Source organism: Sphingomonas sp. SP5, from assembly GCF_058313455.1.
The window spans coordinates 211,353-237,213 of the sequence record NZ_JBZFLF010000005.1 but is presented as its reverse complement, the minus strand read 5'-3'; the positions used below and the strand labels follow the sequence as shown (position 1 = coordinate 237,213).

Below are 25,861 nucleotides of genomic sequence, written 5' to 3'. Positions count from 1 at the left end.
CTATCCGATCAGGCTCAGCCTCGCATGATTCCGCTGGCTCCGCCCGATCCTTCGTCCAGCACGTTGATCGCCTGATACACCCGCGCCTCGATCTCGCCGCGCGGCAGGCCGGGCGGAATGATCTCACCCAGCCGGATCGTCACCAGGCCCGACCGCTTGGCACCGTGCTTCGGCCACACCCTGCCCGTATCCAGCGCGATCGGCACCACCGGCATCGCCAGCGTCCGATAGAGGCCGGCGAAGCCCGCCTGCAGCGGCGGCCGCTCGCCGGGCAGCACCCGCGTGCCCTCGGGATAGATCAGGATCGAGCGCCCTTCCGCCTTCAGCGCCTTCGCATCGCGCATCATCGATCGCAGCGCGGCGGCCGATGCCTCGCGATCCGCGACGATCCCGCCATAGCGTCGCGCCGCCCAGCCCCATAACGGGATGCGGCTCAGTTCGCGTTTCAGCACCATGGCCGGGCCGCCGAGCAGCAATTGCAGCTCCAGCGTTTCGAACATCGCCTGATGCTTGGCGGCGTAGAACACCGGCCCGTCCGGCACGTGCCCCTCCACCCGCACCCGAATGCCCATGATCGTGCGGTAGAGCAGGCGGTGCATCTTCGCCCAGACGTGCGCGTGCGCGATCACCGCCTGCCGCCCGAACAGCGCCGATACCGGCACCGTCGCCACGATCGGCACGGACAGGCCGTAGAAGAACAGGCCGAACAGCAACGTGCGCAGCCGGTTCATACCCCCACCCCCAGCCACAGCGCGATCCGGCGCAGCAGCAGCTTGTTGTATTCGTTGACCAACGTGCCGAGCCGCGGCGTGCTGGGCACGCCATCCCCCAGTACGATCACCCCCGGCCCCATCGCCGCGGCCAGTTCCATGCGCGCGCGCGGCACATGCCAGTCGGAGGTGACGAGCCGCACGGTGCGATAGCCGTGCGTCTTGACCCAGGCGGCCGTTTCCTCGGCGTTGGAGCGGGTGTCGACCGCGTCCGCACCCAGATCGATGCAGCAGGCGAACAGCGCTGCGGGCGCGCGATATTCGCGCACCAGATCGGCCGGGCGGACGCCGGGGGCGACCCCCGTCACCAGCATCCGCCGCGCCTGGTGCGCCCGGAGCAGCGCGATGCCGCGATCGATCCGGCCCGCCCCGCCGGTCGGCACCACGATCGCATCGGTGGTGTTGCCGCCGAGCGGCTGGGGCAGCAGCAGCATGAACGCGGCAAAGCCCAGGCACCAGCCGAGCGCGGCGAGGCCGATCAGCCGCGCGATCACAGCGACCGCCTCAGCGCGGCGATCACCGTCACCCGCGCCGCGAGCGTCGCCAATGCGACGAAACCGAGCGGCAGCAGCACCAGCAGCGCCCAGTCTGCCGCCGCGAGCGTCAGCCCGCCGAGCAGCTCCGACCCCAGCGCCGCGACGCGGCTGCCGACGAACGCCAGCACCGCCAGCGCCGCCAGCCCGCCGCCGGTGCTGCCGAGCGCCGCGTCGAGCGCGATCCGCCGCTGGAACAGGCGCGCGACCTGCACGTCGGTGGAGCCCAGCATGTGCATCACCTCGATCGTCGCGCGGTGCGTCTCCAGCCCCGCGCGCGCCGCCAGCATCACCACCGCCGCCGTCGCCGAGAGCATCAGCACGACGAGGGCGAGCGCCAGCCAGGTCAGCGTGTCGAGGAAAGCACTCACCGGCGACATCCAGCGCTGATGCCGGTCGATACGCGAGGCGGCGCTGACCTGCCGCACCGCCGCGACGACGCGGCTTGCATCGGCGCGGGGGGAGAGATCGACGTCGATCATCGCCGGGATCGGCAGATCGGCATCGGCACCCGCGCGGCCCAGCCACGGTTCGAGCAGGCTCATCAGCTCGGCGCGGTCGACCGGCGTCGCGCGCCGCACCTCGGGCAGCGCGCGCAGCACGGTGAGCGTGCGCGCCGCCAGCGCATCGCGCGTCACCGGGCTGCCCTCCACCACCTGCACGGTCAGCCGACCGGCGAGCTGCCGTTCCAGCGCCGCGGCGGACTGGCGCGTGCCCAGTCCCGCGGCGGCGGCGAGCACGGTCAGGAACAGCATGATCGCCATGACCCAGGTCATCGCGCGCAGGCCCCCCGCCTCGTCCAGCACCCGCCGGTCCGCGCCGCTCACGCCCCCCTCCTCACGCATGCCCCCGCGCCGACGGCGGATAGCGCAGCACGCCGGTGGGATCGAGCAGCCGCCCCTTGTCGAGGCGCATCATCTGCGCGCCGGGCACCCGGCTGAGCAGCTGGAAATCGTGGGTGGCGACGACCACGGTGGTGCCAAGCTTGTTGAGCGATTCGAACAGGTGGATCAGCCGGTCGGCCATGTCGGGATCGACGTTGCCGGTCGGCTCGTCCGCCACCAGCACCTCCGGCCGGCCGATCACGGCGCGGGCGATGGCGACGCGCTGCTGCTCGCCGCCGGACAGTGTCGCGGGCCGCGCCTGCGCGCGTTCGGCCAGGCCGACCCAGGCGAGCATCTCGCGCACCGGCTGTTCGATATCCGCCTCCGGCACGCCCGCGACGCGCAGCGGCAGCGCGATATTGTCCCACGCCGACAGATGGGGGACGAGGCGGAAATCCTGGAAGACGACGCCGATCCGGCGGCGGAACCCGGGCAGGCGGCCGCGCGGCATCGTCACCGCATCTTCGCCGAACAGGCGGATGATGCCGCGGCTGGGCCGCTGCGCGAGATAGAGCAGCTTCAGCAGCGACGTCTTGCCCGCGCCGCTCGCGCCGGTGAGGAAATAGAAGGCGCCGCTGCCGAGCGTGAAGCTGATATCCGACAGCGTTTCCTGCCCGGTGCCGTACCGCAGCCCAACATTTTCGAACTGCACGATATTTGCCATGCGCGCGGCCGCGATCGCTCCAGAAGATGATGGTCGGGCCGCTTCGCCCCTCCCGAACAGCCTTCGCATGGCCGGCGCGCGGCTTCAAGCTTGCCACGCGGGGCGCCGACGTGCTTAGAATCGCGGCGGCTCGCCGGTATCGGTCGGCGGGCACCGTCCGTGAAGCGTTGCGCATGATCCTCGAATGTCCCGAATGCAGCACCCGCTATCTGGTGCCCGACAGCGCGATCGGGGCCGAGGGACGCACCGTGCGCTGCGCCAATTGCCGGCACAGCTGGTTCCAGGACGCCGCCCCCCCGCCACCCGCTCCACCCCCGCCTGCTCCGCCGCCACCGGAGCCTGTCGCCCCGTCCGTCGATCGGATCGAGGAGGATGACGAGGCGACGCCGCCGTTCCTCGAACCCGCCGCCATCCCGTCGCTGCGCACGCCCGCTGCCGCGGCGGCGCCCGAGCCCGTGGTCGCCGCGCCCGGCTACGACGCCTTTGCGCACCGGCCGCCGTTCCGCCCGCGCCGCAACACCGCGCGCCGCTGGACGGTGATCGCGGTCGCCGCCGGGCTGCTGATGATCCTGGGGGTCGGCGCCATCCTGTTCCTCGGCGCGCCCGGGCTGCTCGCGCGCGTCGGCCTGCCCGTGGGGGCCGAGGAATCGCCGCTGCGGCTCAAGGACAATCCGATCGAGCGGCGCGAGCTGGAGAATGGCTCCGAACTGTTCGCGGTCAGCGGCCAGGTGACCAACCCGTCGGGCGAGCGCCAGCGCGTGCCCGACATCCGCGCCGAACTGCGCGATGCGCAGGGCCGCATCGTCTACAGCTGGACGATCACGCCGCAGCAGCGCACGCTCAATCCCGGCGGGTCGATCGACTTCAATTCCGCCAAGCTCGACGTGCCGGCCAATTCCAAGCGGCTCGAACTCAGCTTCGCCGGCGAAGACGCCAGCTGAGGATCGCGAATCGGCCGCCGTGCAGCAGTGCGGCGGCCAGCATGCCGATCCCCGATGCCCAGGCGAGCGCCATCGGCTCCCAGCCGTGATGGACCAGCCACCAGCCGATGCCGCCGGTGACCAGGAAATAGGCGATGATGCTGTTGATGCCCGCCACCACCTGATCGCCCAGGCTGCGCAGCGCATAGACGAGCACCACCTGGATGCCGTCGAAGACGATGAACGGCGCCCAGATCGGCAGCATCGCCGCGGCGATCCCATGCACCTCGCGCGTCGCCGGGAACAGCGCGACCAGCCGCCCGGCCCCGGCCGCCAGCAGCCCCGCACCCAGGCCCAGCGCACAGACGGCCAGGCACAAGGCGATCGCGGTGCGGCGGATCGCCGCCTGCGGCCGCCCCTCGCCCACCGCATTGCCAGCGCGCACCCCCGCCGCCGATCCCAGCCCCAGCGCCACCGCAAAGGTGACGTTGTGCATCGAGAACACGATCTGGAAGGCATGCGCCGCGGCATCGCCCAATTGCGTCGACAGCGCGATCAGCACCGAAAATCCGGCCAGTTCCAGTCCCGACGCCACCGCCGGCACGATGCCGAAGGCGGCCAGCGCCACCACCCCGCGCGGCACGCCCGCCCAGGCCGCACGGTCGACCCGCCGCACGCCGCGCTCGCGCGCCCGCGGCAGCGTGACCGCACTCGCCACCATGCCCGCCGCACCCAGCAGCGAGGCGATGCTGGTCGCCAGCGCCGCCCCCACCGCGCCCAGCGCCGGAAGCCCCAGATGCCCCGCCGACAGCGCCCAGGCGAGCAGGGCGTTGACCGGCAGGACCGCAAGGTTGACCACGGTGACCCGCCCCGGCCGGCTGACCCCTTCGAGGAAGAAGGCGGCGGCGACGTTCACCAGCTGAAAGGGATAGGCGACGGCGAAGGCGCGCACGACGCGCGCGCTCTCGTCGATCCGGGCCTCCGCGACGCCGATCATCGCGAGCAGCGGCTCGGCAAAGGCGAGGAACGCCGCACCGATCGCCAGGCCGAGCAGCAGCCCCAGCACCAATCCTTCGCGCAGCACGCCGCCGGTGCGCGGCAGGTCACCCGCCCCGTCGGCACGCGACGCCATCACCAGCACGCCCGACAGCCAGGCAAGCCCGGTGACGATGCCGACGAAGCCCAACGCCCGACTCGCCCCCAGCGCCGCCACCTCCTCGGTCGAGACGAGGCCGACGACCATCACGTCGGTGACCTGCAACAGCGTCCAGTTGAGGCTGGTCAGCACCACCGGCCAGGCAAGGCCGAGCAGCCGCCGCGTCTCGGCGCGCGTCGTCGTCGGGGGCAGCGCACCGGTCATGCCACGGGCGCTACCCGCCCGCGCGGCATAGGAAAAGCGCAGGCCGCGCAAAAAGGGGCGTTGCGGAGCGGAAAAGCCTTTGCTAGGGGCCTGCGCCTGCCAGATGCCGGCTTCGCCCGGCGTTCTTCACGTGCGGCCGTGGCGGAATTGGTAGACGCGCAACGTTGAGGTCGTTGTGGGCGAAAGCCCGTGGAAGTTCGAGTCTTCTCGGCCGCACCACTCATCCTGATCGATGAACCAGCCTGCAATCCAATGGGTAGCGGGTTTGCGCTTGCCTTGTTGGAAAATGTTGCTCCTATGTTCTCGTCACATCGGCAGGTGAGGCGCTATGATAGAGGCAACGGACGACAGGCAACGGCGGGCGTTTTCGCACTGGCTGCGCACGGGTAGAGTGCCTCCCGCGCTCGGTCCCGACGGGCTCGAGCTGAAGTTCAACCCGTGGCATGATCCGGCGGACGGCCGGTTTACCTTTGCCGGTGCGGGCAGCCGGCACGGCACCGGTGGCAAGCAGCGCTTGCGCGCCGGTACGATCGGCCACATTTCCAGGAAACCGGCACCCGCGGTCAAGGCGAAGACGACGGCCACGCCGCGTCAACGGCCGAATCCGGCGCTCGAATTCGCCGGTGGTATCGGCGAAGGGCTTCGCGACGTCGCCAAGGACACGGCTGCAGGGATCCGGTCGACGCTGACGACCAACCCCGTCACGACATTGCGCGACACGACCCAGGGCATCGCCGCCATGATCGATGGCGCGATCGCCGCGGAGGACACGCCGGCGCGCATCCAGATCGCGCGGGGACGACGCGCCGTTGCCAATGCCTCTGCGCGGGACCTCGGTCATGCGACGGGGTCCGCGATCGGTAACGGCGCGCTGACGGTAGCGCCGGCCGGTGCGATCACCAGAGTCTCGCGGGCGCGCTATCTCCGCAAGATCGGGCCACGCCCGACCTTCGAACCGATCAAGATCGGCTGGGCCAAGGAAAATCTCGGAAAAAAGGACACGGAGTGGAGGCGTTACAACGACGCCGCGGATGGCGCCCGCCCCGGTGAGGCGCCGACGCTCATGCGCACGATGCCGGATGGATCGAAGCGACCGGTCAAGTTCGACGGCATTCGCGCCGATTACGTCATCGATCGCAAGTGGAAGGTCGTCGGTCGTCCCCGTAGCCGGGCACAGGTCTTGAGGCAGGCGCAGGCGCTGACCGAAAACAAGCAAATCGGGGTGTGGGAGGTACCCAGCCCCATACAGAAGACCAAGGCACTCAAGCTGCTCAGAGAATTGAACGTCACCACCATCAAAGTAAGGATCGTCAAGCCATGATAGCCGAGCAAGTCGCCCGCATCATCGCGGTTTTCATCTTGTTCCTCGAGACGACCGATGAGGATAAACTCGATCCGGACGAGGCCGTCGAGGTCATGGAATATATCGGCAAGCTGATGGACGAGTTCGACAAGGGCTTTCTTCGGGAATTGATCGACGCCTTTGCAACGATCGCACCCGAATTCAAGGGCGCCTCACAGCAGATGGTGCGCGACATCCCCTTCGATTTCTACCTCGAAGAAACGCTTGCCGCCGATGATCCGGTGAGAATGGCCGAACTGGATCGGCTGCGCGACGAGCGGGACGAGGCGAGCCCGGTGTGAACAACGGCGATCGAGGCCCTCGTTCGCGAACACGCGCGCCTTCAACGGCGGCACCCGCCGCTCAGCTCTTCGCCGCCTTGCGCAGCGCGAGCCGGACGAGCGCGTCGAGCGTCGCTGTGGGGCCCAGGTCTTCCTCCGCCGCGCCGACCGCGCTCGCCGCCTCGGCGGGGCGGAAGCCGAGGTTGAGCAGCGCCGACACCGCGTCCGCACTCGCGCCGACCGGCATCGCCTGCGCCGCCGCGGCGGGGCCGAGCGCGACGCTGCCGACCTTGTCCTTCAATTCGCGCACAATCCGCTCGGCGAGCTTGGGGCCGACGCCATTGGCCCGCGCGATCATCGCCTTGTCCTGCGCCGACACCGCGCGCGCGATCTCGGCGGTGTCGAGCGCGGACAGGATGGCGAGCGCGACGCGGGAGCCGACGCCCTGCACCCCGGTGAGCAGGCGGAACCAGTCGCGCTCCTCGGCGCGGGCGAAGCCGACCAGGCGGATCGAATCCTCGGCGACCAGCATCTCGGTGTGCAGCATCGCCGCCTCGCCCACCGGCCCGATCGCGGCGAGCGTGCGCGCCGAGGCGCCGATCAGATAGCCGACGCCGCCGACGTCGATCACCGCATAATCGACGCCCGTCGCGTCGAGCCGCCCTTTGAGATGCGCGATCATGCCGTAATCCTCGCCCGCCGCGCCATGCCCTGCGCGCTCGCCAGATGGTGCGCGTGGGTGATCGCCACCGCCAGCGCGTCCGCCGCATCGGGGCCGGCGAGCTTCGCGCCGGGCAGCAGCACCGCCATCATCGCCTGGATCTGCCGCTTTTCGGCGCCGCCGGTGCCGACCACCGCCTTCTTGACGGTGGAGGGATGATATTCGCCGATGTGCAGCCCCGCCGACGCCGCGGCGAGCAGCACCACGCCGCGCGCCTGGCCGAGCTTCAGCGTCGATTGCGCATTGGTGTTGCCCAGCACCTCCTCGACCGCAGCCCCGTCCGGGCGCTCGGCGAGGATCACGTCGGTCAGCGCGGCGTGCAGGTTCGACAGGCGGCGCGGCAGCGGCATGGAGGGATCGGTGCGGATCTGGCCGTTGGCGATATGCGACAGGCGGTTGCCGTCGGCATGAATCACGCCCCAGCCGGTGGTGCCGAGCCCCGGATCGAGGCCGAGGATGATCACCTCCGGTCCTCCCCCGCTTCAGCGGGGGAGGGGGACCGCTCGCCGCAGGCGAGTGGTGGAGGGGGGCCGCCGTGGAACGGCGGCTGCGCCGCCGCCCCCTCCACCATGCTGCGCATGGTCCCCCTCCCCCGCTGCGCGAGGGAGGACTGGATCATCAACCCAGCTTCTCCATCACCTCGTCGGACACTTCGTAATTGCCCCACACCGTCTGCACGTCGTCGTCGTCGTCCAGCGTGTCGATCAGCTTGAACAACGTCGCCGCATCGCCCTCGTCGACCGCGACCATCGTCTGCGGGCGCCAGGCGAGCTTCGCGCCCTCCGGTTCGCCGAGCACCGGCTCCAGCGCCTTGGCGACTTCGTGCAGGTCGCCCTGCGCGGTCCAGATCTCGTGGCCCTCGTCGCTCGAGGTCACGTCCTCGGCGCCGGCCTCCAGCGCCGCCTCGAACACCTTTTCGGCGTCGCCGGCGGTGGCGGGATAGCTGATGAGGCCCATCCGGTCGAAGGCATGGCTGACCGAGCCGGAGGCGCCGAGGTTGCCGCCGTTCTTCGCCACCGCGGTGCGCACGTTGGTGGCGGTGCGGTTGCGGTTGTCGGTCAGCGCCTCGATGATGAGGCTGACGCCGCCGGGGCCGAAGCCTTCGTAGCGGATTTCCTCGTAATTTTCCGTATCCCCCTTGGACGCCTTGTCGATCGAGCGCTGGATATTGTCCTTGGGCATCGACTGCGCCTTGGCGGCGTTCACCGCGGCGCGCAGGCGCGGGTTCATGTCGGGATCGGGCAGGCCCATCTTGGCCGCCACGGTGATTTCGCGGCTGAGCTTGGAGAACATGCCGGAGCGCTTCTTATCCTGCGCGCCCTTGCGGTGCATGATGTTCTTGAACTTGGAATGGCCTGCCATGGGAACCTTCGCAAAGTGGTACTTTGCGGGGACCCCGGCGAAGGGGTGCAACCCGCAAACGAACGCGTCCTCTAACCCCGCGCCGCGAGCCTGTCGATCTTCTCCTCCAGCGCGGCGAGCCGATCGAGCACCACGCCGTCGAGCTTGTGGTGGAGGCGCAGGATGTCGAGCTCGGCGCGCAGGTTGGTTTCGTAATCCAGGCTGGCGGCGAGACGGTCCTTCGCCGCCTGCCGGTTCTGGCTCATCATGATGACCGGCGCCTGGATCGCCGCCAGCGTCGACAGCATCAGGTTGAGGAAGATGTAGGGATAGGGATCGAACGCCGCGCCGAAATGGACCAGCACGTCCGAATTGAGCAGCATCCAGCCGAGCAGCACCAGCGTGAAGGCGATGATGAAGCCCCACGACCCGCCGATCGCCGCCACCCGGTCGGCCAGCCGGTCGCCCAGGCTGGCGCGGGCGTCCGCCTCGTCGGCGGCGTCGCGGCTGACGATGGTGCCGTCGTCCAGGCTGGCGAGCACGCGCCGCTCCTCGGGATCGAGCGCGTCGGGCGATTTGCGCAGCAGCCGCAGGGCGAAATCGGCAAGCGGGATCTGGGCCATGCGCGGGCGTCCTGTAGGCTGGGGCGGGCGGCGGTGCCGTACCGGACCCGTTGCGCGGCGGCAACCGGTGCGGGAACCACCGCAAAGCGCTTGCCCCTGCCCGCGTGGATCGGCAAACGCCTGATCCATAATGACCGTCAGCGTAGACATGGGCAGCGACGACCGCGGCGCGCCCGTGACCATGGACCTCGAAGAACTGCTCGCCACCCGCTTGCTCGTCCAGGGCAATTCGGGATCGGGCAAGTCGCACCTGCTGCGCCGCCTGCTCGAAGGATCGGCGGGCCAGGTGCAGCAGGTGGTGATCGATCCGGAGGGCGATTTCGTCACGCTCGCCGGTCCCTACGGCCATGTCGTGATCGAGGCGGCGGATTATTCGGTGCCGGAGATCGCACGCATCGCGACGCGGCTGCGCGAACATCGCGCCAGCGTCGTGCTGAGTCTGGAGGGGCTCGAGGCGGAGGGCCAGATGCGCTGCGCCGCCGCGTTCCTGTCGGCGCTGTTCGACGCCCCGCGCGAACATTGGTACCCGGCGCTGGTCGTGGTGGACGAGGCGCAATTGTTCGCACCGACCACCGGCGGCGAGGTGGCGGAGGAGGTGCGCCGCGCCTCGCTGTCGGCGATGACCAACCTGATGTGCCGCGGCCGCAAGCGCGGGCTCGCCGGGGTGATCGCGACGCAGCGCCTCGCCAAACTCGCCAAGAACGTCGCGGCGGAGGCGTCCAACTTCCTGATGGGCCGCACCTTCCTCGACATCGACATGGCGCGCGCCGCCGACCTGCTCGGCATGGAGCGGCGCCAGGCGGACGGCATCCGCGATCTTGCCCGCGGCACCTTCCTGGCGCTGGGGCCGGCGGTGTCGCGGCGGCCGATCACCGTTAAGATCGGCCAGGTCGCGACCTCGGCACGCTCGGGCAGCCCCAAGCTGACGCCGCTGCCGACCGCGCCCGTCGAGAATTTGCAGGAGCTGATCTTCGCGCCCCCGCCCGAAGAGGCGCCGCAGCTGCCGATGAGCTTCGAATCGCGCCCGCGCCGGGTGCCGGCCGACGAACTGCTCGGCACGATCGAACGCCCTGCGCCACAGCCGGCGACGCTCGCGCCGCTGCCCGACAAGTCGGACGGCGAGGTGGAGGCGATCTACGCCGCGGTGCTGGAGGCGATCGTCGCCGATCGCGAATCGGCGCTGCGCCCGCCGTCGGTACTGTTCCAGGATTTCCAGGTGCGCTGCCGGATGGCGGGGCTCGCCAGGCCGCCGCTCGACCTGCCCGCCTTCACCCGGCGGCTGTCGGCGGCGCGCGCCGGCATCTTCGACGTCACCGATCCCGAATGGACGGAGGCGATGGAGCTCGCCAACACGCTGCCCGACGACATGGCCGGCGCCTTCCTGCTGATCGCGCGCGCCGCCAAGGCGGGAGAGCCCTGCCCGTCGGACGTCGCGCTGGCGGAAACCTACGGCACCAGTTCGCTGGGCCGGGTGCGCCGCCTGATCGCCTATATCGAAAGCCGCGAACTGATCGTCGCGCGCGTCGACCTCTCCGGCAAACGCTCGATCACCGTGCCGCGCCTCGGCTGGACCACCGCGGCGAGCGAAGCGGCGTGAGGGATCAGCGCGCGGGCGGGATCGGCGTATATTGCGCCGACACCAGCTTCCAGCCGTCGGCCATCCGCCACGCGACGTAGCGGACCCGAATCGCGCGGGTAACGGACGTGCCGTCGGGCCGTTGCACGGTGAAGCTGAGGCGTTCCGTCTCGATCGCGGCCGTGCCGTGCAGCACCACCTCCCGCTCGCTGCTCTGCATCGCCGGCGCGGGCTTGCGATCCTGGGGGCGGTAGAAGCCGAGGACCTTGGCGCGGTCGTCGACATCGCCGATCGGCGATATCTCCTCGTAATCGGGCGCCAGCGTCGCGGCCAGCGCCGCGCTGTCGAACCCGGCGCGCGCGGCGTTGAACCGCTCGACGAGCCGCTCGACCGCCACGCCCGGCCGATCGGCCGCTTGAACCGGCGTGGCCACCGCGATAGCGATCGCCGCGGCTCCAAATCCCCAATGCATCATGCCAACCCGCCCGATCCGATGTGATCTATGCAGGTAAGACAGTCGGGCGGTATCGGTCAATGCCGATCACCCGAGCAGCAGCGTCGCCAGCCCCAGCGCCATCCCGGCATGGACCATGGCGATCAGGTCGAGGCAGAGCGTGAACGGCTGTTTGCGCGTCTTGTGGCGGAAACGCCGGCGCGCCCACAGCGCGCCGGGCGAGCCGCCGATAAGCGCCAGTCCGAGCAGCGTCGATTCGCGCACCCGCCAGCCGCCCGTCTGCGCCCGAGCCTTGTCGTGCGCGAACGCTAGGATCGTCGTCAGATTGATGACGGCAAGCGCCAGCAGCAGAGCGATGGTCATGTCCGATCGTACGCCCCGACGCCCTGCCCGCCTGAAAGCCTGCCGACGTCAGATCATCCCCAGCGCCTGCATATAGACTTCCAGGATCGCTTCCTCTTCCTGATACTCTTCCTTCTTCTTCTTGCGGATGGAGAGGATCTTGCGGATCGCCTTGGGATCGTAGCCGCGGCCCTTGGCCTCGGCCATCACGTCCTTGATGTCGTCCTGGATGCCCTTCTTCTCTTCTTCCAGCCGCTCGGCGCGTTCGATGAGCAGGCGCAGTTCGTCCGCCGCGACGTGCCCGCCGCCCATGCCCTCTTGCCGGTCTTCCGCCATCGTCCCACCCCGCCGCAGGTCCTGCGGCCCTTCTTGATTCGCGTGAAAAGGATGCCGGCGCAGCGCCGGCAGGGGCGGGCGTTTAGGCGTTTACCACGTCTGGCTCAACCCCGGCCGGGCTCGGTCATCGCCGGCGGATCGCTTGCCGGAAAGCTTTCGTCCAAGGCCTCGTCCAGCGCCGCCTCACGCCCCTGATTGCGCTTCAGGCTCTCGTCCATCCGCGCCAGTTGTTCGGGCGTCGCCTCGGTCTGGTAGCGCGCCTTCCACTCCGCCTGCGGCATGCCGTAGATCGTTTCGCGCGCGGCCGCCTTGTCGAGGCCGCCCGCCTCCTCGATCCAGTCCGACAGGCAGTTGCGGCAGAAGCCCGACAAGCCCATCAGATCGACGTTCTGCGCATCGGTGCGGTGGCGCAGATGGCGGACGAGGCGGCGAAACGCCTGCGCGGCCACCGCATCGGGCAAGGTATCGAGGGGATCGGTCATGCGGCGTCCTTTGCGAAAGGTTGATCGCGGATAGATAGGGGCTAGAGGAAGGCGCGGCCATTCCCCAGGAGCCTATCCATGACCACTGCCATTGCGCCCCGTTCGCGGAAAGTGCGCGTGCTCGCGACCCTCGGTCCGGCGAGCAACACCCCCGAGATGATCGCGACGTTGTTTCAGGCCGGTGCCGATGCCTTTCGCGTCAACATGAGCCACGGCGACCAGCAGTCCAAGGTCGCGGTGATCGCGGCGATTCGCGGGCTCGAAAAGCAGTTCCAGCGCCCGACGACGATCCTCGCCGATTTGCAGGGTCCGAAGCTGCGCGTCGGCAAGTTTGAAGGCGGTCGCACCGTGCTGGAAAGCGGCAGCACCTTCATCCTCGATCGCGATGCCACGCCGGGCGATGCGACCCGCGTCGAGCTGCCGCACAAGGAGATCTTCGAGGCGATCGAGCCGGGCGCGCGCCTGCTGCTCGACGACGGCAAGCTGGTGCTGCGCGTCACCGATCACGGCCCCGACCGGATCGAGACGCAGGTCGAGATCGGCGGCCCGCTGTCGAACAACAAGGGGCTGAACGTGCCCGACGTGGTGCTGCCGATGGCGGCGCTGACCGAAAAGGATCGCAGCGACCTCGCCTTCGCGGTCGAACAGGGCGTCGACTGGATCGCGCTGTCGTTCGTGCAGCGGCCCGAGGATCTGGCGGAGGCGCGCAAGCTGATCGGCGGCAAGGCGGCGCTGCTCGCCAAGATCGAGAAGCCGGCGGCCATCGACCGCCTCGAGGAGATCGTCGAGATGTGCGACGGCGTGATGGTCGCGCGCGGCGACCTGGGCGTCGAGCTGCCGCCCGAATCGGTGCCGCCGCTCCAGAAGCGGATCGTCGAGACCGCACGCCGCCTCGGCCGGCCGGTCGTCGTCGCGACGCAGATGCTCGAATCGATGATCCAGAGCCCGTCGCCGACCCGCGCCGAAGTGTCCGACGTCGCCACCGCGATCTACGACGGCGCCGACGCGATCATGCTGTCGGCGGAAAGCGCGGCCGGCGCCTGGCCGGTCGAATCGGTTGCGATGATGAATTCGATCGGCATTTCGGTGGAACGCGATCCGATGCACGGCGACCGCGTCCACTTCACCGTGATGCGGCCCGATCCGACCACCGCCGACGCCTTGTCGGAGGCGGCGAAGCAGATCGCCAAGACGACGTCAGCGACCGCGATTATCTGTTTCACCACCTCGGGCTCCACCGCGCGGCGCATCGCGCGCGAGCGGCCGTCGGTGCCGATCCTGGTGCTGACCCCCAGCCGCGACACCGCGCGCCGGCTCGGCCTGCTCTGGGGCACGCACGCCGTCCACACCCGCGACGTCGAATCGTTTGAGGACATGGTCGGCAAGGCCAAGCGCATGGCGCTGCGCACCGGCATCGCGCATGCCGGCGACCGCGTGATCGTGATGGCCGGCGTCCCCTTCCGCACGCCGGGGTCGACCAACGTGCTCCACGTCGTGCGGATCATCGGCGACGAGCTGAAGGATTATAGCTGATACGGTCGGCGCCACCCGGAGGTGCCGCTCCTGGAGCGTATTGACTTGAAACCGTTCGTGCTGAGCCTGTCGAAGCACAGGTGAGACTCATGCCCCCTTCGACGCCGCCTGCGGCGTCGCTCTGGACAGGCTTCGACAAGCTCAGGGCGAACGGTAGGGGATCGGACCACAGTCATCATGCTCGCGAAGCGCCCGCGCCCTCGCCGCAGACACCCCCTTGCAAACCCCATACGTTACGTATGGATGACGGCCGCGGCAGGCGCTAAAGGTCGCGTCCCATGTACCGTCCCGCGCTGTCCGTCGTCATCCCCTGCTACAACGAGGCCGCGTGCCTCGACCTGCTGCACGCGCGGGTCGCGGCGGCGGCGCGCGCCGCGGTCGGCGACGATCACGAGATCGTGCTCATCAACGACGGCAGCCGCGACGACAGCTGGGCGGTGATGCAGCGCCTGTCCGCGCAGGACCCGCGGCTGGTGGCGATCAACCTGTCGCGCAACCACGGCCACCAGCTGGCACTGACCGCGGGGCTCGACCTGTGCTCGGGCGAACAGATCCTCATCATCGATGCGGACCTCCAGGACCCGCCCGAACTGCTCGCCGACATGCGCGCGACGATGGCGGCGCAACAGGCCGACGTCGTCTACGCCGTCCGCCGCAAGCGCGAGGGCGAGACGATCTTCAAGAAGGCGACCGCCGCCGCCTTCTACCGCGTGCTCGACCGGGTCACCGACACGCCGATTCCGCTCGACACCGGCGATTTCCGGTTGATGAGCCGCCGCGCATTGGATGCGTTGCTGTCGCTGCCCGAACAGGCGCGCTTCATCCGCGGCATGGTCGCCTGGGTCGGCTTCCGCCAGGTCCCCTTCCCCTACGATCGCGCCGAACGCCATGCGGGCGAGACCAACTACCCGCTCGGCAAGATGGTGCGCCTCGCCTTCGACGCGGTCACCGGTTTCTCCACTGCGCCGCTGCGCTTCGCCAGCCATGCCTCGGTGATCCTGGCGGGCGCGTCGCTGCTGCTGCTGTTCTACATCCTGTGGGGCTTCTTCGAAGGTTCGCCGGTGCAGGGCTGGACCTCGACCATGCTCGTGGTGACGGTATTGTCCGCCGTGCAGATGTTCGTGCTCGGCATGATCGGCGAATATCTCGGCCGGCTGTATATCGAATCGAAGCGGCGGCCGCTCTATCTGGTCGCCGACATCGCCGGGCCGGTGAAGGGCCATTCGACGCTGGGCTTCAACGCCGCCGAGCCGTCGCCGGAGTTCGAGGTGGCGGACGGCCGCAAGGCGGCGCAGTAACCCTCGCTCCCTCTCCCCGCCGGGGAGAGGGGGTCAGCGCGGCTCCGCCAGCGTGACGATCGACACCCCCGGCGTCAGCGGCACGCGCCCGACGGCGTGGCGCTCCAGCCGGAAGATCGTCTCGAACAGCGCATTCAGCGGCTTGGCCGGCGGCGAATCGTCGCTGTCGTCGCGCCCGGTCAGCCGCCCCGCGATCCGCGCCGCCGCCGCGAGCGGGAACAGCAGCGAGTTGAAATAGGTGAGCTTCGCGGGCTTCAGCCCCGCCGCGTCGATCGCCCTCGCCAGGCTCGCCTTCGAATAGCGGCGGTGGTGGTGGTTCACGACATCGTGCGCGCTCCACATCCACTGATGCGCCGGCACCGCGATCAGGATCTTGCCGCCGGGTTTGAGCAGGCTCGCCATCCCCTTCAGCGCGGCGACGTCGTCCTCGATATGCTCGACCACGTCGAGCACCGCGACGAGATCGTAGGCGCCGCGCGCCACCCCGGGAAGGTCGGGCAGTGGCGCATCGCCGACCGGCTTGCCGAGCCGCTCGCTCGCGATTGCCCGGGCGGCGGGGTCGATCTCGATCGCGTCGACCTCGCCGAAAGCACTCAGCATCGGCAGGTTGTGGCCGGTGCCGCAGCCGATCTCCAGGATGCGCGCGCCCTTGGGCACCTTGCCGTAGCGGGTCAGATAGTCGCTCAGGATGTCGCGGCGCGCGCGATACCACCAATGGGTGGAATCATGGGCGGCCATGCGGTCGTAGACGATGCGGTCCATGTTAAGCGAACACCAGCCAGCGATTGAGGATGAAGGTGAGGATCGTCGCCAGCGCGATCGCCGGCAGCAGCGGCGCCCAGGCGGGCAGGCCGAACTGCGCGGTGCCGATCCAGGTGATGAGCGCGTTCAGCGCCATGCCCGATCCCTGCACGCCGACGAACTGCACCTGTTGCCGCATGCCCGGATGGCGGACCCCGTGGCCCTTGAAGCTCCAGCGGCTGTGCAGGAAGAAGCCCGCCGTCACCGCGACGACGAAGGCGAACGGCACCGCATAGACCGCATGGTCGCGCGGGAAGACCCAGGTGGTCAGCGGCAGGTACACCGCCGAATAGATCAGCGTCGACAGGCCGCCGGCGATGCCGAAGCGCAGGATCTGCCCGCGCATGTCGTTGCCCTGCACGACGTCCAACAGTGCCGATACTTCCCTCGCCATCGCGCTCGCCCTAAAGGGAATGACGCGGGAGCGAAACGGGCAATTGGGGTCTGAAGGCTTGAACAGCATAGCACGCGGTCGGCTGGCCGAGGAACTCGACCGGCGCTGGATCGCGCTCACCCTCATCGCCTGGGTGGCGGTGGCCGTCTGGTACGTGTGGAGCGACTGGAACCTGGTGCGCTGGCTGTCGCTCGGCGACACCGACGACAACATGCGGCTGATGCAGGTGCGCGCCTGGCTGGCGGGGCAGCCGTGGTACGATCTGCGCAATTACCGGCTCAATCCGCCGGCCGGTTTCGACATCCACTGGAGCCGCATCGTCGACCTGCCGATCGCCGGCCTGATCCTGTTCTTTCGCCTGTTCACCAGCAACTTTTGGGCGGAGCGGCTGGCGTGCGGCATCGCGCCGCTGATCCCGCTGTCGATCGCCATGCTCGGCGTCGGTGCCACCGTGCGGCGGCTGATCCATCCGCTGAGCTGGCCGCTCGCCATCGTCTTCCTGCTCGGCACGTCGGCGACGATGCTGATGTTCCTGCCCGAACGGATCGACCACCACGGCTGGCAACTGGCGATGCTGAGCCTCACCGTCGCCGGCCTGTGCGATTCGCGCGGGGTCCGCGGCGGGCTGATGGTCGGCCTCGCCAGCGCGGTCAGCCTCGCCATCGGGCTGGAGATGCTGCCCTATTGCGCGATGGCCGGCGCGATCCTGGCCTTGCGCTGGGTCTGGGACCGGGTGGAGGCGACGCGCCTCGCCGCTTATGCCCTCAGCCTCGGCGGCGGCAGCGCGATCGGTTTTGCCGCTTTCGCCTCCAACGCCAATTACGCGATGCGCTGCGATGCGCTGACGCCGGTGTGGCTCAGCGTCTGCATCGCGGCAGGCGCGCTGCTGTTCCTGCTCGCCCGGCTCAACCCCGCATCGCGCGGCGTCCGCATCGGCCTGGCGCTGCTCGCCGGTGCGGCGATCGTCGCGGGCTTCGTCCACTTCTTCCCGCAATGCCTCGGCCGGCCGGAGGGCGTCTCGCCCGAGCTCCAGAAGAACTGGCTCGACAACGTCCGCGAGGCCAAGCCGATCTACAAGCACCCCTTCCGCCTCGGCTTTCCGATCGCGGCGCTGCCGATCGTCGGCGTGTTGGGCGTGATCGTCGGCACCTGGCGCGCGCGGCGCACTCGCGCGCTGATCGGCTGGAGCGCGGTGGCGCTGTTCGTCACCTTCGCCTGCCTGATGCTGCTGTGGCAGGTCCGCGCCGGCCCCGCCGCGCAGCTGCTCGCGGTGCCGGGCGCGACGCTGCTCGGCTGGATCGTGCTGCCCTGGCTGCTCAACCACCGTTCGATGCCGGTGCGCGTCGGCGGCACGGTGGCGGCGTTCCTGCTCGTCTCCGGCCTGTTCGCCGGGCTCATCATCAAATATCTGCCGGTCGACCGGCCCAACGCCTATACCAAGCGCGTCAACGGGGCGACCGGCAGCTGCGTGCGCTACACCGTGCTGAAGGCGCTGGACCGGTATCCGGCGCAGACCGTCTTCACCTTCGTCGACCTCGGGCCGCGGCTCATCACCGTGACGCACCACGACGCGATCGCCGGGCCGTACCATCGCAACGGCGCCGCGATCCTCGACGTGCAGCATGCCTTCGGCGGCACCGCGGATCAGGCCCATGCCATCGTCCGCCGCCATGGCGCGACGCTGCTGCTCGTCTGCCCCAACCATTCGGAATCGACCAACTATCGCGCGCGCAACCCCGGCGGCTTCTACGACCAGCTGGCGCATGGCGAGGTGCCGGCATGGCTCACCCCACTGCCGCTACCGCGCAACTCGCCGCTCCGGCTGTTCAAGGTGGATTGATCACACCGTTCGTGCTGAGCCTGTCGAAGCACAGGTGAGTCCCATGCCCCCTTCGACGCCGCCTGCGGCGTCGCTCTGGACAGGCTTCGACACGCTCAGGGCGAACGGTGGTGAAGATCAACCCTGCGTCTGCAGGCTCAGCGCAGGCTGACCTGCAACCCGTCCATCACGAACTGCACCGCCAACGCCGCGAGCAACACGCCCAAAAGGCGGGTGATGACCGCCTCGATCCGCGTCCCCAGCAGCCGCATCAACGGCCCCGCGGCGAGCAGCGCCACCAGCGTCAGCAGCAGGATCGTCGCCATCGCCGCCAGCACCACTGCGGTCGCCTCGATCCCGTTGGTGCGCGCCATCAGCAGCATCACCGTCGCGATCGATCCCGGCCCGGCAATCATCGGCATCGCCATCGGGAAGATCGACACGTCCTCCACCTCGGGGTCGGCGGCGACTTCGGCGGCGCGATCCTCGCGGCGCTGCGTGCGCTTTTCGAATACCATCTCCAGCGCGATCAGGAACAGCATGATGCCGCCCGCGATGCGAAAGCTCGCCAGGCTGATGCCGAGGCCGCGCAGCAACTGCTCGCCGAACAGCGCGAAGACCAGCAGGATCGCGCTGGCCACGCCCACCGCCCGGATCGCCATGGCGCGCCGCTGCGCCGCCGACGCGCCCGCCGACAGGCCGGCATAGATCGGCGCGCAGCCCGGCGGATCGATCACCACGAAAAAGGTGATGAGCGACGAGACGAAGAGCTCGATCATGGCCGTCCGATCACAGCGCCACCGCGTCCAGCGCCTCGCGCCGGCAGGCGGAGACATAGGTGTTGCGGATCAGGCAGGCGATCGTCATCGGCCCGACGCCGCCCGGCACCGGCGTGATCGCCCCCGCCACGCCTTGCGCCGCTGCGAAGTCGACATCGCCGACCAGCCCCGCATCGGTGCGGTTGATGCCGACATCGATCACGGTCGCCCCCGGCTTGATCCAGTCGCCCTGCACGAAGCGGGGGATGCCGACGGCGGCGACCAGGATATCCGCCCGGCGGGTATGCGCGGCGACGTCGCGCGTGCGGCTGTGCACCACCGTCACCGTGCAGCTCTGCTGGAGCAGCAGCTGCGCCATCGGCTTGCCGACGATATTGGAACGGCCGATCACCACCGCCTCCAGCCCGGCAAGCTGCGGATGCACGTCCTTCAGAAGCATCAGGCAGCCCAGGGGCGTGCAGGGCACGAAGCCCTCCGCCCCGATCGCCAGCCGCCCGGCATTGACCGGGTGGAAGCCGTCGACGTCCTTGTCGGGATCGATCGCCAGCAGCACCGCCTCGGCATCGATATGCGCCGGCAGCGGCAGCTGGACGAGGATGCCGTCCACCGCCGGATCGGCGTTCAGCTGCGCGACCAGTGCGAGCAGCGTCGCCGCATCGGTATCGGCGGACAGGCGATGCTCGAAGCTGGCCATGCCGGCCTCGCGCGTCGCCTTGCCCTTGTTGCGGACATAGACCGCCGACGCGGGATCCTCGCCGACCAGCACCACCGCGAGGCCCGGCGCGCGGCCGGCGCGCTCACGGAACGCGGCGACCGCATCGGCGACGCGGCCGCGCAGGGCGGCGGCATGCGCCTTGCCGTCGATGATCGCGGCGGTCATGCAGCGCCGTTCAGGATGATCGCGGATGCGACATTGTTGAGGATGATGTTGGCGATCATCATCAGCACCAGCACGGCGAGCGGCGCTAGGTCGATCCCGCCCGCGCTCGGCAACACCCGGCGCAGCGGCCGGTAGAGCGGCTCGGTCAGCCGGTCGAGGCCGTAGTGCAGTGAGCGCACGAAGTTGTTCGACGTGTTGATGACGTTGAACACGATCAGCAGCGACAGCACGAACTGCACGATGATGATCCAGCGCACCACGTCGAGCAGCACCTGGATGATCTGGATAAGGGTGAGCGCGATCACGCGGGGCTCCGTTTTGGGGGTCCGCCCCGCCCTAGCGATTTACCGCGCCCGCGAACAGGGGGCGCGAGCGATCACGGCGCCGCTATCGTCTCCCCTGCCGGAGCAAGGGAGGACTTCCGGCTCACGCGTGCACCAGCGTCCCTGCCCCTGCCGAGGTGAAGATCTCCAGCAGCATCGCATGCGGCACCCGCCCGTCGAGGATCACCGCCGCGTCCACGCCCGCCTCGACCGCGGCGACGCAGGTGTCGACCTTGGGGATCATGCCGCCCGAAATCGTCCCGTCCGCCTTCAACGCCGCGATCCGCGCGGGGTCGAGGTCGGTCAGCAGGTTGCGATCCTTGTCGAGCACGCCGGCGACATCGGTGAGCAGGAAAAAGCGCGACGCGCCCAGCGCGCCGGCGATCGCGCCCGCCATCGTGTCGGCGTTGATGTTGTAGGTCGCGCCGTCCTTGCCGAGCGCGATCGGGGCGACGACGGGGATGATGCCGCTCGCCGACAGCGTGTCGATGATCGTCCGGTCGACCGCCACCGGCTCGCCGACGAAGCCCAGGTCGACGTGCCGCTCGATCCCCTGCAACGTATCGGGGGTGGTGCGGCCGACCTTTTCGGCGGTGACGAGGCCCGCATCCTTGCCGGAGATGCCGACCGCGCGGCCGCCGGCCTGGCCGATCCAGGCGACGATCTCCTTGTTGATCGATCCCGCCAGGACCATCTCGGCGATCCGCGCCGTCTCCGCATCGGTCACGCGCAGGCCGTCGACGAAGCGCGATTCGACCCCCAGCCGCTTCAGCATCGCGCCGATCTGCGGCCCGCCGCCGTGCACCACCACCGGGTTGATGCCGACCGCCTTCAACAGCACCACGTCCTCGGCGAAATCGCGCGCCAGTTCCGGATCGCCCATCGCATGGCCGCCGTATTTCACCACGAAGGTGCGGCCCGCATAGCGTTGCAGGTAGGGCAACGCCTCGGTCAGCGTCTCGGCCTTGGCGAGCAGGGCGGCGGTGGCGGCGGAATCGGTCATCACGCGCGCGCTTTAGCGGCGGGGGGAAGGACGGGATAGTCCCGGCAATGCCCTCGTTCCTCCTACGCCGGGGGAGGGCTATCGCATAGGGCTGTTGCTGGGCTCGGTTGAGGGGACACGCCATCCCGATATCCGTCGTCACCCCGGACTCGTTGCGGGGTCCACCGTGCCGCAGAACCCAGAGCCTATGGGTGTGCGGCACGGTGGATGCCGGACCGAGTCCGGCATGGCGGAGGATGAAGGAACATCGCCGCGGACAGCCCATCTGCAATAGCCCCGCCGGGTCAGTGACACCGCGAAGCGGTGACGGAGGGGGAGATAAGCGGCGAGCTCAGTGCCGTTGGACCGTCCCCTCCACAACCAGCCTTGCCGCCACCCCCCCGCCTCGGGAGAGCGAACTTAGACGCGATCCAGCTTTTTCCCCAGCCCGACGAACAGGTAGATCAGCGGCGGCACCAAAATGGCGGATAGCGCCACCTTGGCGATCATCTGGCCGAGCAGCAGTTCGCCGATCGGGAACACGCCGGCAAAGGCGATGGTGACGAACAGCAGCGTATCCACCACCTGGCTCAGCATGCTGGCGAGCCCGGCGCGCAGCCACAGCAGGCCACTGCCCTCGCGCCCCTTCAAGGCAGCGAAGATCGTCACGTTCAGCGTCTGCGAGATGCCATAAGCGACGATCCCGCCCAGCCAGATGCGCGGCGTGCCGCCCATGATCGTGGCGAATGCATCGCGGCGCACCGGGTCCATGTCCGCCGCCGCGGGCACGGCGAGCACGACGATCGACAGCAGGATCGACACGATGAGCGGCACGAAGCCGATCTGCACCAGCCGGTTGGCAATGGTTCGCCCATGCAGCTCGGCAACCGCGCTCGACACCACCACCAGCAGCAGGAACGCGAAGATCCCCGCCTCCACCGCCAACGGCCCGAGGCCGACCAGCGGCCCCAGCGCCGACAACGGCCCCAGCGCCACCTGCTTGTTGCCGAGCACGCCCGCGATGCAGACCATGCCACCGTAAAAGATCGAATAAGCGAAGAGCGAGCGCGGCACGCCGCGAACCGGGGTATCCATCGCAGGAACGCTAGCGGCTTTCACCCGTCAGGCAAGTACCGACGGCACCTCGCTTACCGGCATCCCTCGCTCCCATCCGTCATCCCGGCGAACGCCGGGACCCATGGAGACACGCGGCGGATGGCGCGCATATCGCAACGTCATGCCGTCCATGGATCCCGGCGTTCGCCGGGATGACGGTAGGGCGAATGCCAGCCCTCAATCCATCAACACCGCGCAATACGTTCCGAAGCAGCGCGCGCCGCTTTCCCCGGCCATGCAAGTACCGACGGCACCTCGCTTTACCGGCATCCTTCGCCCCACCCGTCATCCCGGCGAACGCCAGGACCCATGGAGGCACGCGGCTGATGGCGCGCACATCGCAACGTCATCGCGTCCATGGATCCCGGCGTTCGCCGGGATGACAACAGGGCAGCTGCCAGCCCCTCATTCCAACAACACCGCGCAATACGTCCCGAAGCAGCGCGCGCCGCTTTCCCCGGCCATGCAAGTACCGACGGCACCTCGCTTTACCGGTATCCCTCGCCCCGCACCCGTCATCCCGGCGAAAGCCGGGACCCATGGAGGCACGCGGCTGATGGCGCGCATATCGCAACGTCATGCCGTCTATGGGTCCGGCGTTCGCCGGGATGACGGCACCAGTCCTAAGCCCTCAATCCATCAGCACCGCGCGATACGCCTCGAAGCAGCGCTCGCCGCACTTCAGGCGGATCAGCGCGCCTTCCGCCATGGCGGTCGCACGGCGCGGGTCTTCCTCCACGGCCGGACGGATCGCTTCGCGGTTCCAGTCCTCGCTATGCTTGATGTCGAGCACCGCATGCAGGTCGAAATAGCGGCGCTCCTTGTCGGAGAAGCCCAATCGTCGCAGGCCCTTGGCCGTCGCGGCCGAGCGATCCGGCGCGGTCAGCTCGATCACGCCCAAAGCGCCCACCGAATGCCAGGCATAGCGGCGGTTGGTCGCCATCGCCGTCATCGCATTGGCAAGCGCGAGGCTCTGCCACAGCGTGTTCTCGATGACGGGATCGACCTTCAGCGTCTCCACCAGCGCATCCAGCATCGGGCCGTGCATCCCCTTGGCATTGCCGCGGCCCATCTCGTCCCAGTAATTGCGGGCGAGTTCGAGCTTGGGGAATTTGGGCAGCTTGACCTGGGTCATCGCGACGAGATCGTCGAAGCCCGCCTCGCCGGCCGCCTCCTGCTCGAAGAACCAGCGGATCTGGTCCAGCGTCGCTTCGTCGGACAACCAGGGGAACAGTTGGTCGTGCTGGCCGGGGCCGCTTGCCTTCAACTCCTCGAACCAGGCGATGAAGCCCTCGACGTCGGTCGGCGCGGCAGCGGCTTCCTCGCGCACCTCTTCGCGCAGTTCCTCCAGAAAGCCGCCTTCCAGCCGCTGCATGCGCACGTCGCGATCGAGCGTGCGCTGCCAGTCCGCGGTCGGAAAGCCGGGCTCCAGACGCTCGCGGTTCCAATGCGCAAGGCCGCGCTGGAAGCTGTCGGTCAGGAACTGCGACCCTGCGATTGCAGTGTCGGCGATACGGGTTGCCATCGTCATCTTCCCCGGAGAAATATCATGCTATAGCCTCGCTAACCGCCTGCCCGGTCGATCGTTCCCGACGGCTCCGAGTCGCTTGACGTGGATCAAGACGATAGTCGCGCGCTTCCCCCCGCCGCCCGTCCCGCGTATAGGCGGCGCGATCATGAGCGCCGCTACGCCCCTGCTGCCCCCCGCCGACTGGCGCGACTTCCTGGCGCTGACCAAGCCGCGGGTGATGACGCTCGTCGTCTTCACGGGGCTGTGCGGCATGCTGGCGGCACCAGTCGGCATCCATCCGGTGCTGGGCTTCACCGCGATCCTGTGCATCGCGCTGGGCGCGGGCGCCGCGGGTGCGCTCAACCAATGGTATGAGGCGGATCTCGACGCCAAGATGCGCCGGACGCAGAAGCGGCCGCTGCCCGCGGGGCGCATGGACCGGCAGGCGGCGCTGCACTTCGGCGTCGGCTTGGGCGCGTTCTCCGTCATCCTGATGTATTTCGCGGTCAATCTCGCCGCCGCGGCGATCCTGACGCTGTCGATCCTGTTCTACGTCCTCATCTACACCGTCTGGCTGAAGCGCCGCACCCCGCAGAACATCGTCATCGGCGGTGCGGCCGGCGCCTTTCCGCCGCTGATCGGCTGGGCGGCGGCGACCGGCGACGTGGCGGTGTTGCCGGTCCTGCTGTTCGCGCTCGTCTTCCTGTGGACGCCGCCGCATTTCTGGGCGCTCGCGCTGTTCGTGAAGACGGATTACGCCAATGCCGGCGTGCCGATGCTGCCCGTCGTGGCGGGCGAGCGGACCACGCGGCACCAGATCGGGCTCTACACCGTGCCCATGGCGATCGCCGCGATCGCGCCCTGGCCGCTCGGGCTGACCGGGCCGATCTATGGCCTGGTCGCCGCCGTCACCACCGCGCTGTTCGCCGCGCTGGCCCTGGTCGTTGCGACGCGGCACACGCAGGCCGACGACACGATGAAGCCGGAAAAGCGCTTGTTCAGCTATTCGATCCTCTATCTGTTCGTGGTGTTCGGCGCGCTGGTCGTCGACCGTTGGGTGTACGCATGACTTTTCCCCCCGATCCGCAGCACGACCAGGACCTGATCCGCCGCCGCCAGCATGCGCGCGCGCGGGTGATGGCGCTGCTGCTCGGTGCGTTCGTGCTGCTGATCTTCGCCATCGCGATCACCAAGATCCGCCAGGGGATGATGTGACGCAGGGCGCCGGCAGCACCGGGCGCCAGCTGCGCACCGCCCTGCTGGCGGTGCTCGGCATCTGCGTGATGACCGGCGTCGCCTGGGCGAGCGTGCCGCTGTATCGCCTGTTCTGCCAGGTCACCGGGCTCAACGGCACCACGCAGCGCGGGCAGGAAGCGCCCGGCGCGGTCAACAAGCTGATCCGCATCGATTTCGACACCAACGTCGCGCCCGGCATGCCGTGGCGCTTCGCCCCCGAACAGGCGTCGGAAACGGTGAAGATCGGCGCCCGCGACATGGCGTTCTTCACCGCCACCAACACCGGCGCGAAGCCGGTCACCGGCACCGCGACGTTCAACGTTACGCCGGCGCAGGCGGGCAAATACTTCACCAAGATCCAGTGTTTCTGCTTCACCCAGCAGACGCTGAAGCCGGGCGAGACGCAGCGCATGCCGGTGATATTCTACGTCGATCCCAGGATCATGGACGATCCGGATGCCAGCGACGTGGAGACGATCACCCTCTCCTATACGTTTTACCCGGTGGATTCCGCCAAATCCTGAGGCTAGAGCATAGCCCAAGAGGATAAGAGAACAGGGA

Annotated in this window: 31 protein-coding genes and 1 tRNA gene; 11 read left to right on the top strand and 21 right to left on the bottom strand. The window is 69.1% G+C overall.

The window, feature by feature from the left end; genetic code table 11:
* Positions 1–14 precede the first annotated feature (14 nt).
* Genes AC4GY7_RS13995 through ftsE form a run of 4 tightly spaced genes read right to left on the bottom strand, consistent with a single transcriptional unit; the run spans position 15 to position 2,851 of the window.
* On the bottom strand, positions 15–731 hold the full coding sequence (locus AC4GY7_RS13995; RefSeq protein WP_491115183.1) for a lysophospholipid acyltransferase family protein: 717 nt from the start codon (positions 729–731) through the stop codon (positions 15–17).
* Positions 728–1,264 (bottom strand): YdcF family protein, encoded by a 537-nt coding sequence (locus AC4GY7_RS13990; RefSeq protein ID WP_491115181.1) that lies wholly within the window; start codon positions 1,262–1,264, stop codon positions 728–730. The genes AC4GY7_RS13995 and AC4GY7_RS13990 overlap by 4 nt, the downstream gene beginning before the upstream one ends.
* Positions 1,261–2,148, bottom strand: a complete 888-nt coding sequence (locus tag AC4GY7_RS13985; protein WP_491115179.1) for a cell division protein FtsX — start codon at positions 2,146–2,148, stop codon at positions 1,261–1,263. Before AC4GY7_RS13985 ends, AC4GY7_RS13990 begins: the two co-directional genes overlap by 4 nt.
* Positions 2,141–2,851 carry a cell division ATP-binding protein FtsE gene (gene ftsE / locus AC4GY7_RS13980; RefSeq protein WP_443583674.1) on the bottom strand — a complete coding sequence of 237 codons (711 nt, stop codon included), beginning with the start codon at positions 2,849–2,851 and terminating at the stop codon, positions 2,141–2,143. Before ftsE ends, AC4GY7_RS13985 begins: the two co-directional genes overlap by 8 nt.
* Before the next feature lie 173 nt (positions 2,852–3,024).
* Here ftsE and AC4GY7_RS13975 point away from each other — a divergent pair, with 173 nt between their 5' ends.
* Positions 3,025–3,792: an MJ0042-type zinc finger domain-containing protein gene (locus AC4GY7_RS13975; RefSeq protein WP_491115177.1), complete on the top strand. Its 768-nt coding sequence runs from the start codon at positions 3,025–3,027 to the stop codon at positions 3,790–3,792.
* Here AC4GY7_RS13975 and AC4GY7_RS13970 read toward each other — a convergent pair.
* Entirely contained in the window at positions 3,764–5,131 is a 1,368-nt protein-coding gene (locus AC4GY7_RS13970) for an MATE family efflux transporter (protein WP_491115374.1), read from the bottom strand. The genes AC4GY7_RS13975 and AC4GY7_RS13970 overlap by 29 nt on opposite strands.
* A 132-nt stretch (positions 5,132–5,263) precedes the next feature.
* On the opposite strand from AC4GY7_RS13970, the gene AC4GY7_RS13965 reads away from it, so the two are divergent.
* The 3 genes from AC4GY7_RS13965 to AC4GY7_RS13955 all read left to right on the top strand — a co-directional run bounded on the left by AC4GY7_RS13965 (position 5,264) and on the right by AC4GY7_RS13955 (position 6,775).
* Positions 5,264–5,350 (top strand) — tRNA-Leu (locus tag AC4GY7_RS13965).
* A 109-nt stretch (positions 5,351–5,459) separates the two neighbouring features.
* Positions 5,460–6,452 (top strand): hypothetical protein, encoded by a 993-nt coding sequence (locus AC4GY7_RS13960; protein WP_491115175.1) that lies wholly within the window; start codon positions 5,460–5,462, stop codon positions 6,450–6,452.
* On the top strand, positions 6,449–6,775 hold the full coding sequence (locus AC4GY7_RS13955) for a hypothetical protein (protein WP_491115174.1): 327 nt from the start codon (positions 6,449–6,451) through the stop codon (positions 6,773–6,775). Before AC4GY7_RS13960 ends, AC4GY7_RS13955 begins: the two co-directional genes overlap by 4 nt.
* Before the next feature lie 61 nt (positions 6,776–6,836).
* Here the strand turns inward: AC4GY7_RS13955 and ruvA are convergent, their stop codons facing one another.
* The 4 genes from ruvA to AC4GY7_RS13935 form a co-directional block, all read right to left on the bottom strand.
* A complete protein-coding gene (gene ruvA, locus AC4GY7_RS13950; RefSeq protein ID WP_491115172.1) occupies positions 6,837–7,436 on the bottom strand; it encodes a Holliday junction branch migration protein RuvA in 600 nt (199 codons plus the stop codon).
* Positions 7,433–7,939 (bottom strand): crossover junction endodeoxyribonuclease RuvC, encoded by a 507-nt coding sequence (gene ruvC / locus AC4GY7_RS13945; protein ID WP_491115170.1) that lies wholly within the window; start codon positions 7,937–7,939, stop codon positions 7,433–7,435. The genes ruvA and ruvC overlap by 4 nt, the downstream gene beginning before the upstream one ends.
* Before the next feature lie 154 nt (positions 7,940–8,093).
* The gene (locus tag AC4GY7_RS13940; protein ID WP_443583681.1) at positions 8,094–8,837 is read right to left on the bottom strand and encodes a YebC/PmpR family DNA-binding transcriptional regulator; all 744 of its coding nucleotides are present in this window, start codon (positions 8,835–8,837) and stop codon (positions 8,094–8,096) included.
* 71 nt (positions 8,838–8,908) lie between these two features.
* Positions 8,909–9,439: a DUF1003 domain-containing protein gene (locus AC4GY7_RS13935; protein ID WP_491115168.1), complete on the bottom strand. Its 531-nt coding sequence runs from the start codon at positions 9,437–9,439 to the stop codon at positions 8,909–8,911.
* Between the two features lie 130 nt (positions 9,440–9,569).
* On the opposite strand from AC4GY7_RS13935, the gene AC4GY7_RS13930 reads away from it, so the two are divergent.
* Positions 9,570–11,036, top strand: coding sequence for an ATP-binding protein (locus AC4GY7_RS13930; RefSeq protein ID WP_491115166.1), 1,467 nt, complete (start codon positions 9,570–9,572; stop codon positions 11,034–11,036).
* Between the two features lie 4 nt (positions 11,037–11,040).
* Here AC4GY7_RS13930 and AC4GY7_RS13925 read toward each other — a convergent pair whose 3' ends face one another.
* From AC4GY7_RS13925 to AC4GY7_RS13910, 4 genes are all read right to left on the bottom strand, one after another.
* The gene (locus AC4GY7_RS13925; RefSeq protein ID WP_491115164.1) at positions 11,041–11,448 is read right to left on the bottom strand and encodes a nuclear transport factor 2 family protein; all 408 of its coding nucleotides are present in this window, start codon (positions 11,446–11,448) and stop codon (positions 11,041–11,043) included.
* A 108-nt stretch (positions 11,449–11,556) separates the two neighbouring features.
* Positions 11,557–11,832: a DUF1294 domain-containing protein gene (locus AC4GY7_RS13920; RefSeq protein ID WP_491115162.1), complete on the bottom strand. Its 276-nt coding sequence runs from the start codon at positions 11,830–11,832 to the stop codon at positions 11,557–11,559.
* A 48-nt stretch (positions 11,833–11,880) separates the two neighbouring features.
* The gene (locus tag AC4GY7_RS13915) at positions 11,881–12,147 is read right to left on the bottom strand and encodes a DUF2312 domain-containing protein (protein ID WP_443583684.1); all 267 of its coding nucleotides are present in this window, start codon (positions 12,145–12,147) and stop codon (positions 11,881–11,883) included.
* Between the two features lie 104 nt (positions 12,148–12,251).
* Entirely contained in the window at positions 12,252–12,629 is a 378-nt protein-coding gene (locus tag AC4GY7_RS13910) for a DUF1244 domain-containing protein (RefSeq protein WP_491115160.1), read from the bottom strand.
* A 78-nt stretch (positions 12,630–12,707) separates the two neighbouring features.
* On the opposite strand from AC4GY7_RS13910, the gene pyk reads away from it, so the two are divergent.
* Both pyk and AC4GY7_RS13900 read left to right on the top strand, forming a co-directional pair.
* Positions 12,708–14,162: a pyruvate kinase gene (gene pyk / locus AC4GY7_RS13905; RefSeq protein WP_491115158.1), complete on the top strand. Its 1,455-nt coding sequence runs from the start codon at positions 12,708–12,710 to the stop codon at positions 14,160–14,162.
* Between the two features lie 278 nt (positions 14,163–14,440).
* Entirely contained in the window at positions 14,441–15,460 is a 1,020-nt protein-coding gene (locus tag AC4GY7_RS13900) for a glycosyltransferase family 2 protein (protein ID WP_491115156.1), read from the top strand.
* Between the two features lie 33 nt (positions 15,461–15,493).
* On the opposite strand, the gene AC4GY7_RS13895 is transcribed toward AC4GY7_RS13900, so the two are convergent.
* Complete coding sequence (locus AC4GY7_RS13895; protein ID WP_491115154.1) at positions 15,494–16,222, bottom strand: class I SAM-dependent methyltransferase; 729 nt, start codon at positions 16,220–16,222, stop codon at positions 15,494–15,496.
* Position 16,223: 1 nt separating this feature from the next.
* Positions 16,224–16,655 carry a GtrA family protein gene (locus AC4GY7_RS13890; protein ID WP_443584144.1) on the bottom strand — a complete coding sequence of 144 codons (432 nt, stop codon included), beginning with the start codon at positions 16,653–16,655 and terminating at the stop codon, positions 16,224–16,226.
* Between the two features lie 67 nt (positions 16,656–16,722).
* Here AC4GY7_RS13890 and AC4GY7_RS13885 point away from each other — a divergent pair, with 67 nt between their 5' ends.
* The gene (locus AC4GY7_RS13885; protein WP_491115372.1) at positions 16,723–18,495 is read left to right on the top strand and encodes an AcrB/AcrD/AcrF family protein; all 1,773 of its coding nucleotides are present in this window, start codon (positions 16,723–16,725) and stop codon (positions 18,493–18,495) included.
* A gap of 137 nt (positions 18,496–18,632) precedes the next feature.
* On the opposite strand, the gene AC4GY7_RS13880 is transcribed toward AC4GY7_RS13885, so the two are convergent.
* The 6 genes from AC4GY7_RS13880 to AC4GY7_RS13855 form a co-directional block, all read right to left on the bottom strand.
* Positions 18,633–19,253 carry a MarC family protein gene (locus AC4GY7_RS13880; protein WP_491115151.1) on the bottom strand — a complete coding sequence of 207 codons (621 nt, stop codon included), beginning with the start codon at positions 19,251–19,253 and terminating at the stop codon, positions 18,633–18,635.
* Positions 19,254–19,263: 10 nt separating this feature from the next.
* Positions 19,264–20,133 (bottom strand): bifunctional methylenetetrahydrofolate dehydrogenase/methenyltetrahydrofolate cyclohydrolase FolD, encoded by an 870-nt coding sequence (gene folD / locus AC4GY7_RS13875; protein WP_491115149.1) that lies wholly within the window; start codon positions 20,131–20,133, stop codon positions 19,264–19,266.
* A complete protein-coding gene (locus AC4GY7_RS13870; RefSeq protein WP_443584462.1) occupies positions 20,130–20,438 on the bottom strand; it encodes a YggT family protein in 309 nt (102 codons plus the stop codon). Before AC4GY7_RS13870 ends, folD begins: the two co-directional genes overlap by 4 nt.
* Positions 20,439–20,559: 121 nt before the next feature.
* A complete protein-coding gene (gene argB / locus AC4GY7_RS13865) occupies positions 20,560–21,459 on the bottom strand; it encodes an acetylglutamate kinase (RefSeq protein ID WP_491115147.1) in 900 nt (299 codons plus the stop codon).
* Between the two features lie 399 nt (positions 21,460–21,858).
* Positions 21,859–22,533, bottom strand: coding sequence for a queuosine precursor transporter (locus AC4GY7_RS13860; protein ID WP_443584461.1), 675 nt, complete (start codon positions 22,531–22,533; stop codon positions 21,859–21,861).
* Positions 22,534–23,185: 652 nt separating this feature from the next.
* Positions 23,186–24,079 (bottom strand): iron-containing redox enzyme family protein, encoded by an 894-nt coding sequence (locus AC4GY7_RS13855; RefSeq protein ID WP_491115145.1) that lies wholly within the window; start codon positions 24,077–24,079, stop codon positions 23,186–23,188.
* 151 nt (positions 24,080–24,230) lie between these two features.
* Between AC4GY7_RS13855 and AC4GY7_RS13850 the strand changes: the two genes are divergently transcribed.
* From AC4GY7_RS13850 to AC4GY7_RS13840, 3 genes are read left to right on the top strand one after another with little or no spacing between them, the layout of a single operon-like run.
* Entirely contained in the window at positions 24,231–25,133 is a 903-nt protein-coding gene (locus AC4GY7_RS13850; RefSeq protein WP_491115143.1) for a heme o synthase, read from the top strand.
* Positions 25,130–25,279 carry a cytochrome c oxidase system small membrane protein gene (locus tag AC4GY7_RS13845; RefSeq protein ID WP_491115141.1) on the top strand — a complete coding sequence of 50 codons (150 nt, stop codon included), beginning with the start codon at positions 25,130–25,132 and terminating at the stop codon, positions 25,277–25,279. Before AC4GY7_RS13850 ends, AC4GY7_RS13845 begins: the two co-directional genes overlap by 4 nt.
* Positions 25,276–25,824, top strand: a complete 549-nt coding sequence (locus AC4GY7_RS13840) for a cytochrome c oxidase assembly protein (protein WP_491115140.1) — start codon at positions 25,276–25,278, stop codon at positions 25,822–25,824. The genes AC4GY7_RS13845 and AC4GY7_RS13840 overlap by 4 nt, the downstream gene beginning before the upstream one ends.
* The last annotated feature ends 37 nt before the right edge of the window (positions 25,825–25,861 follow it).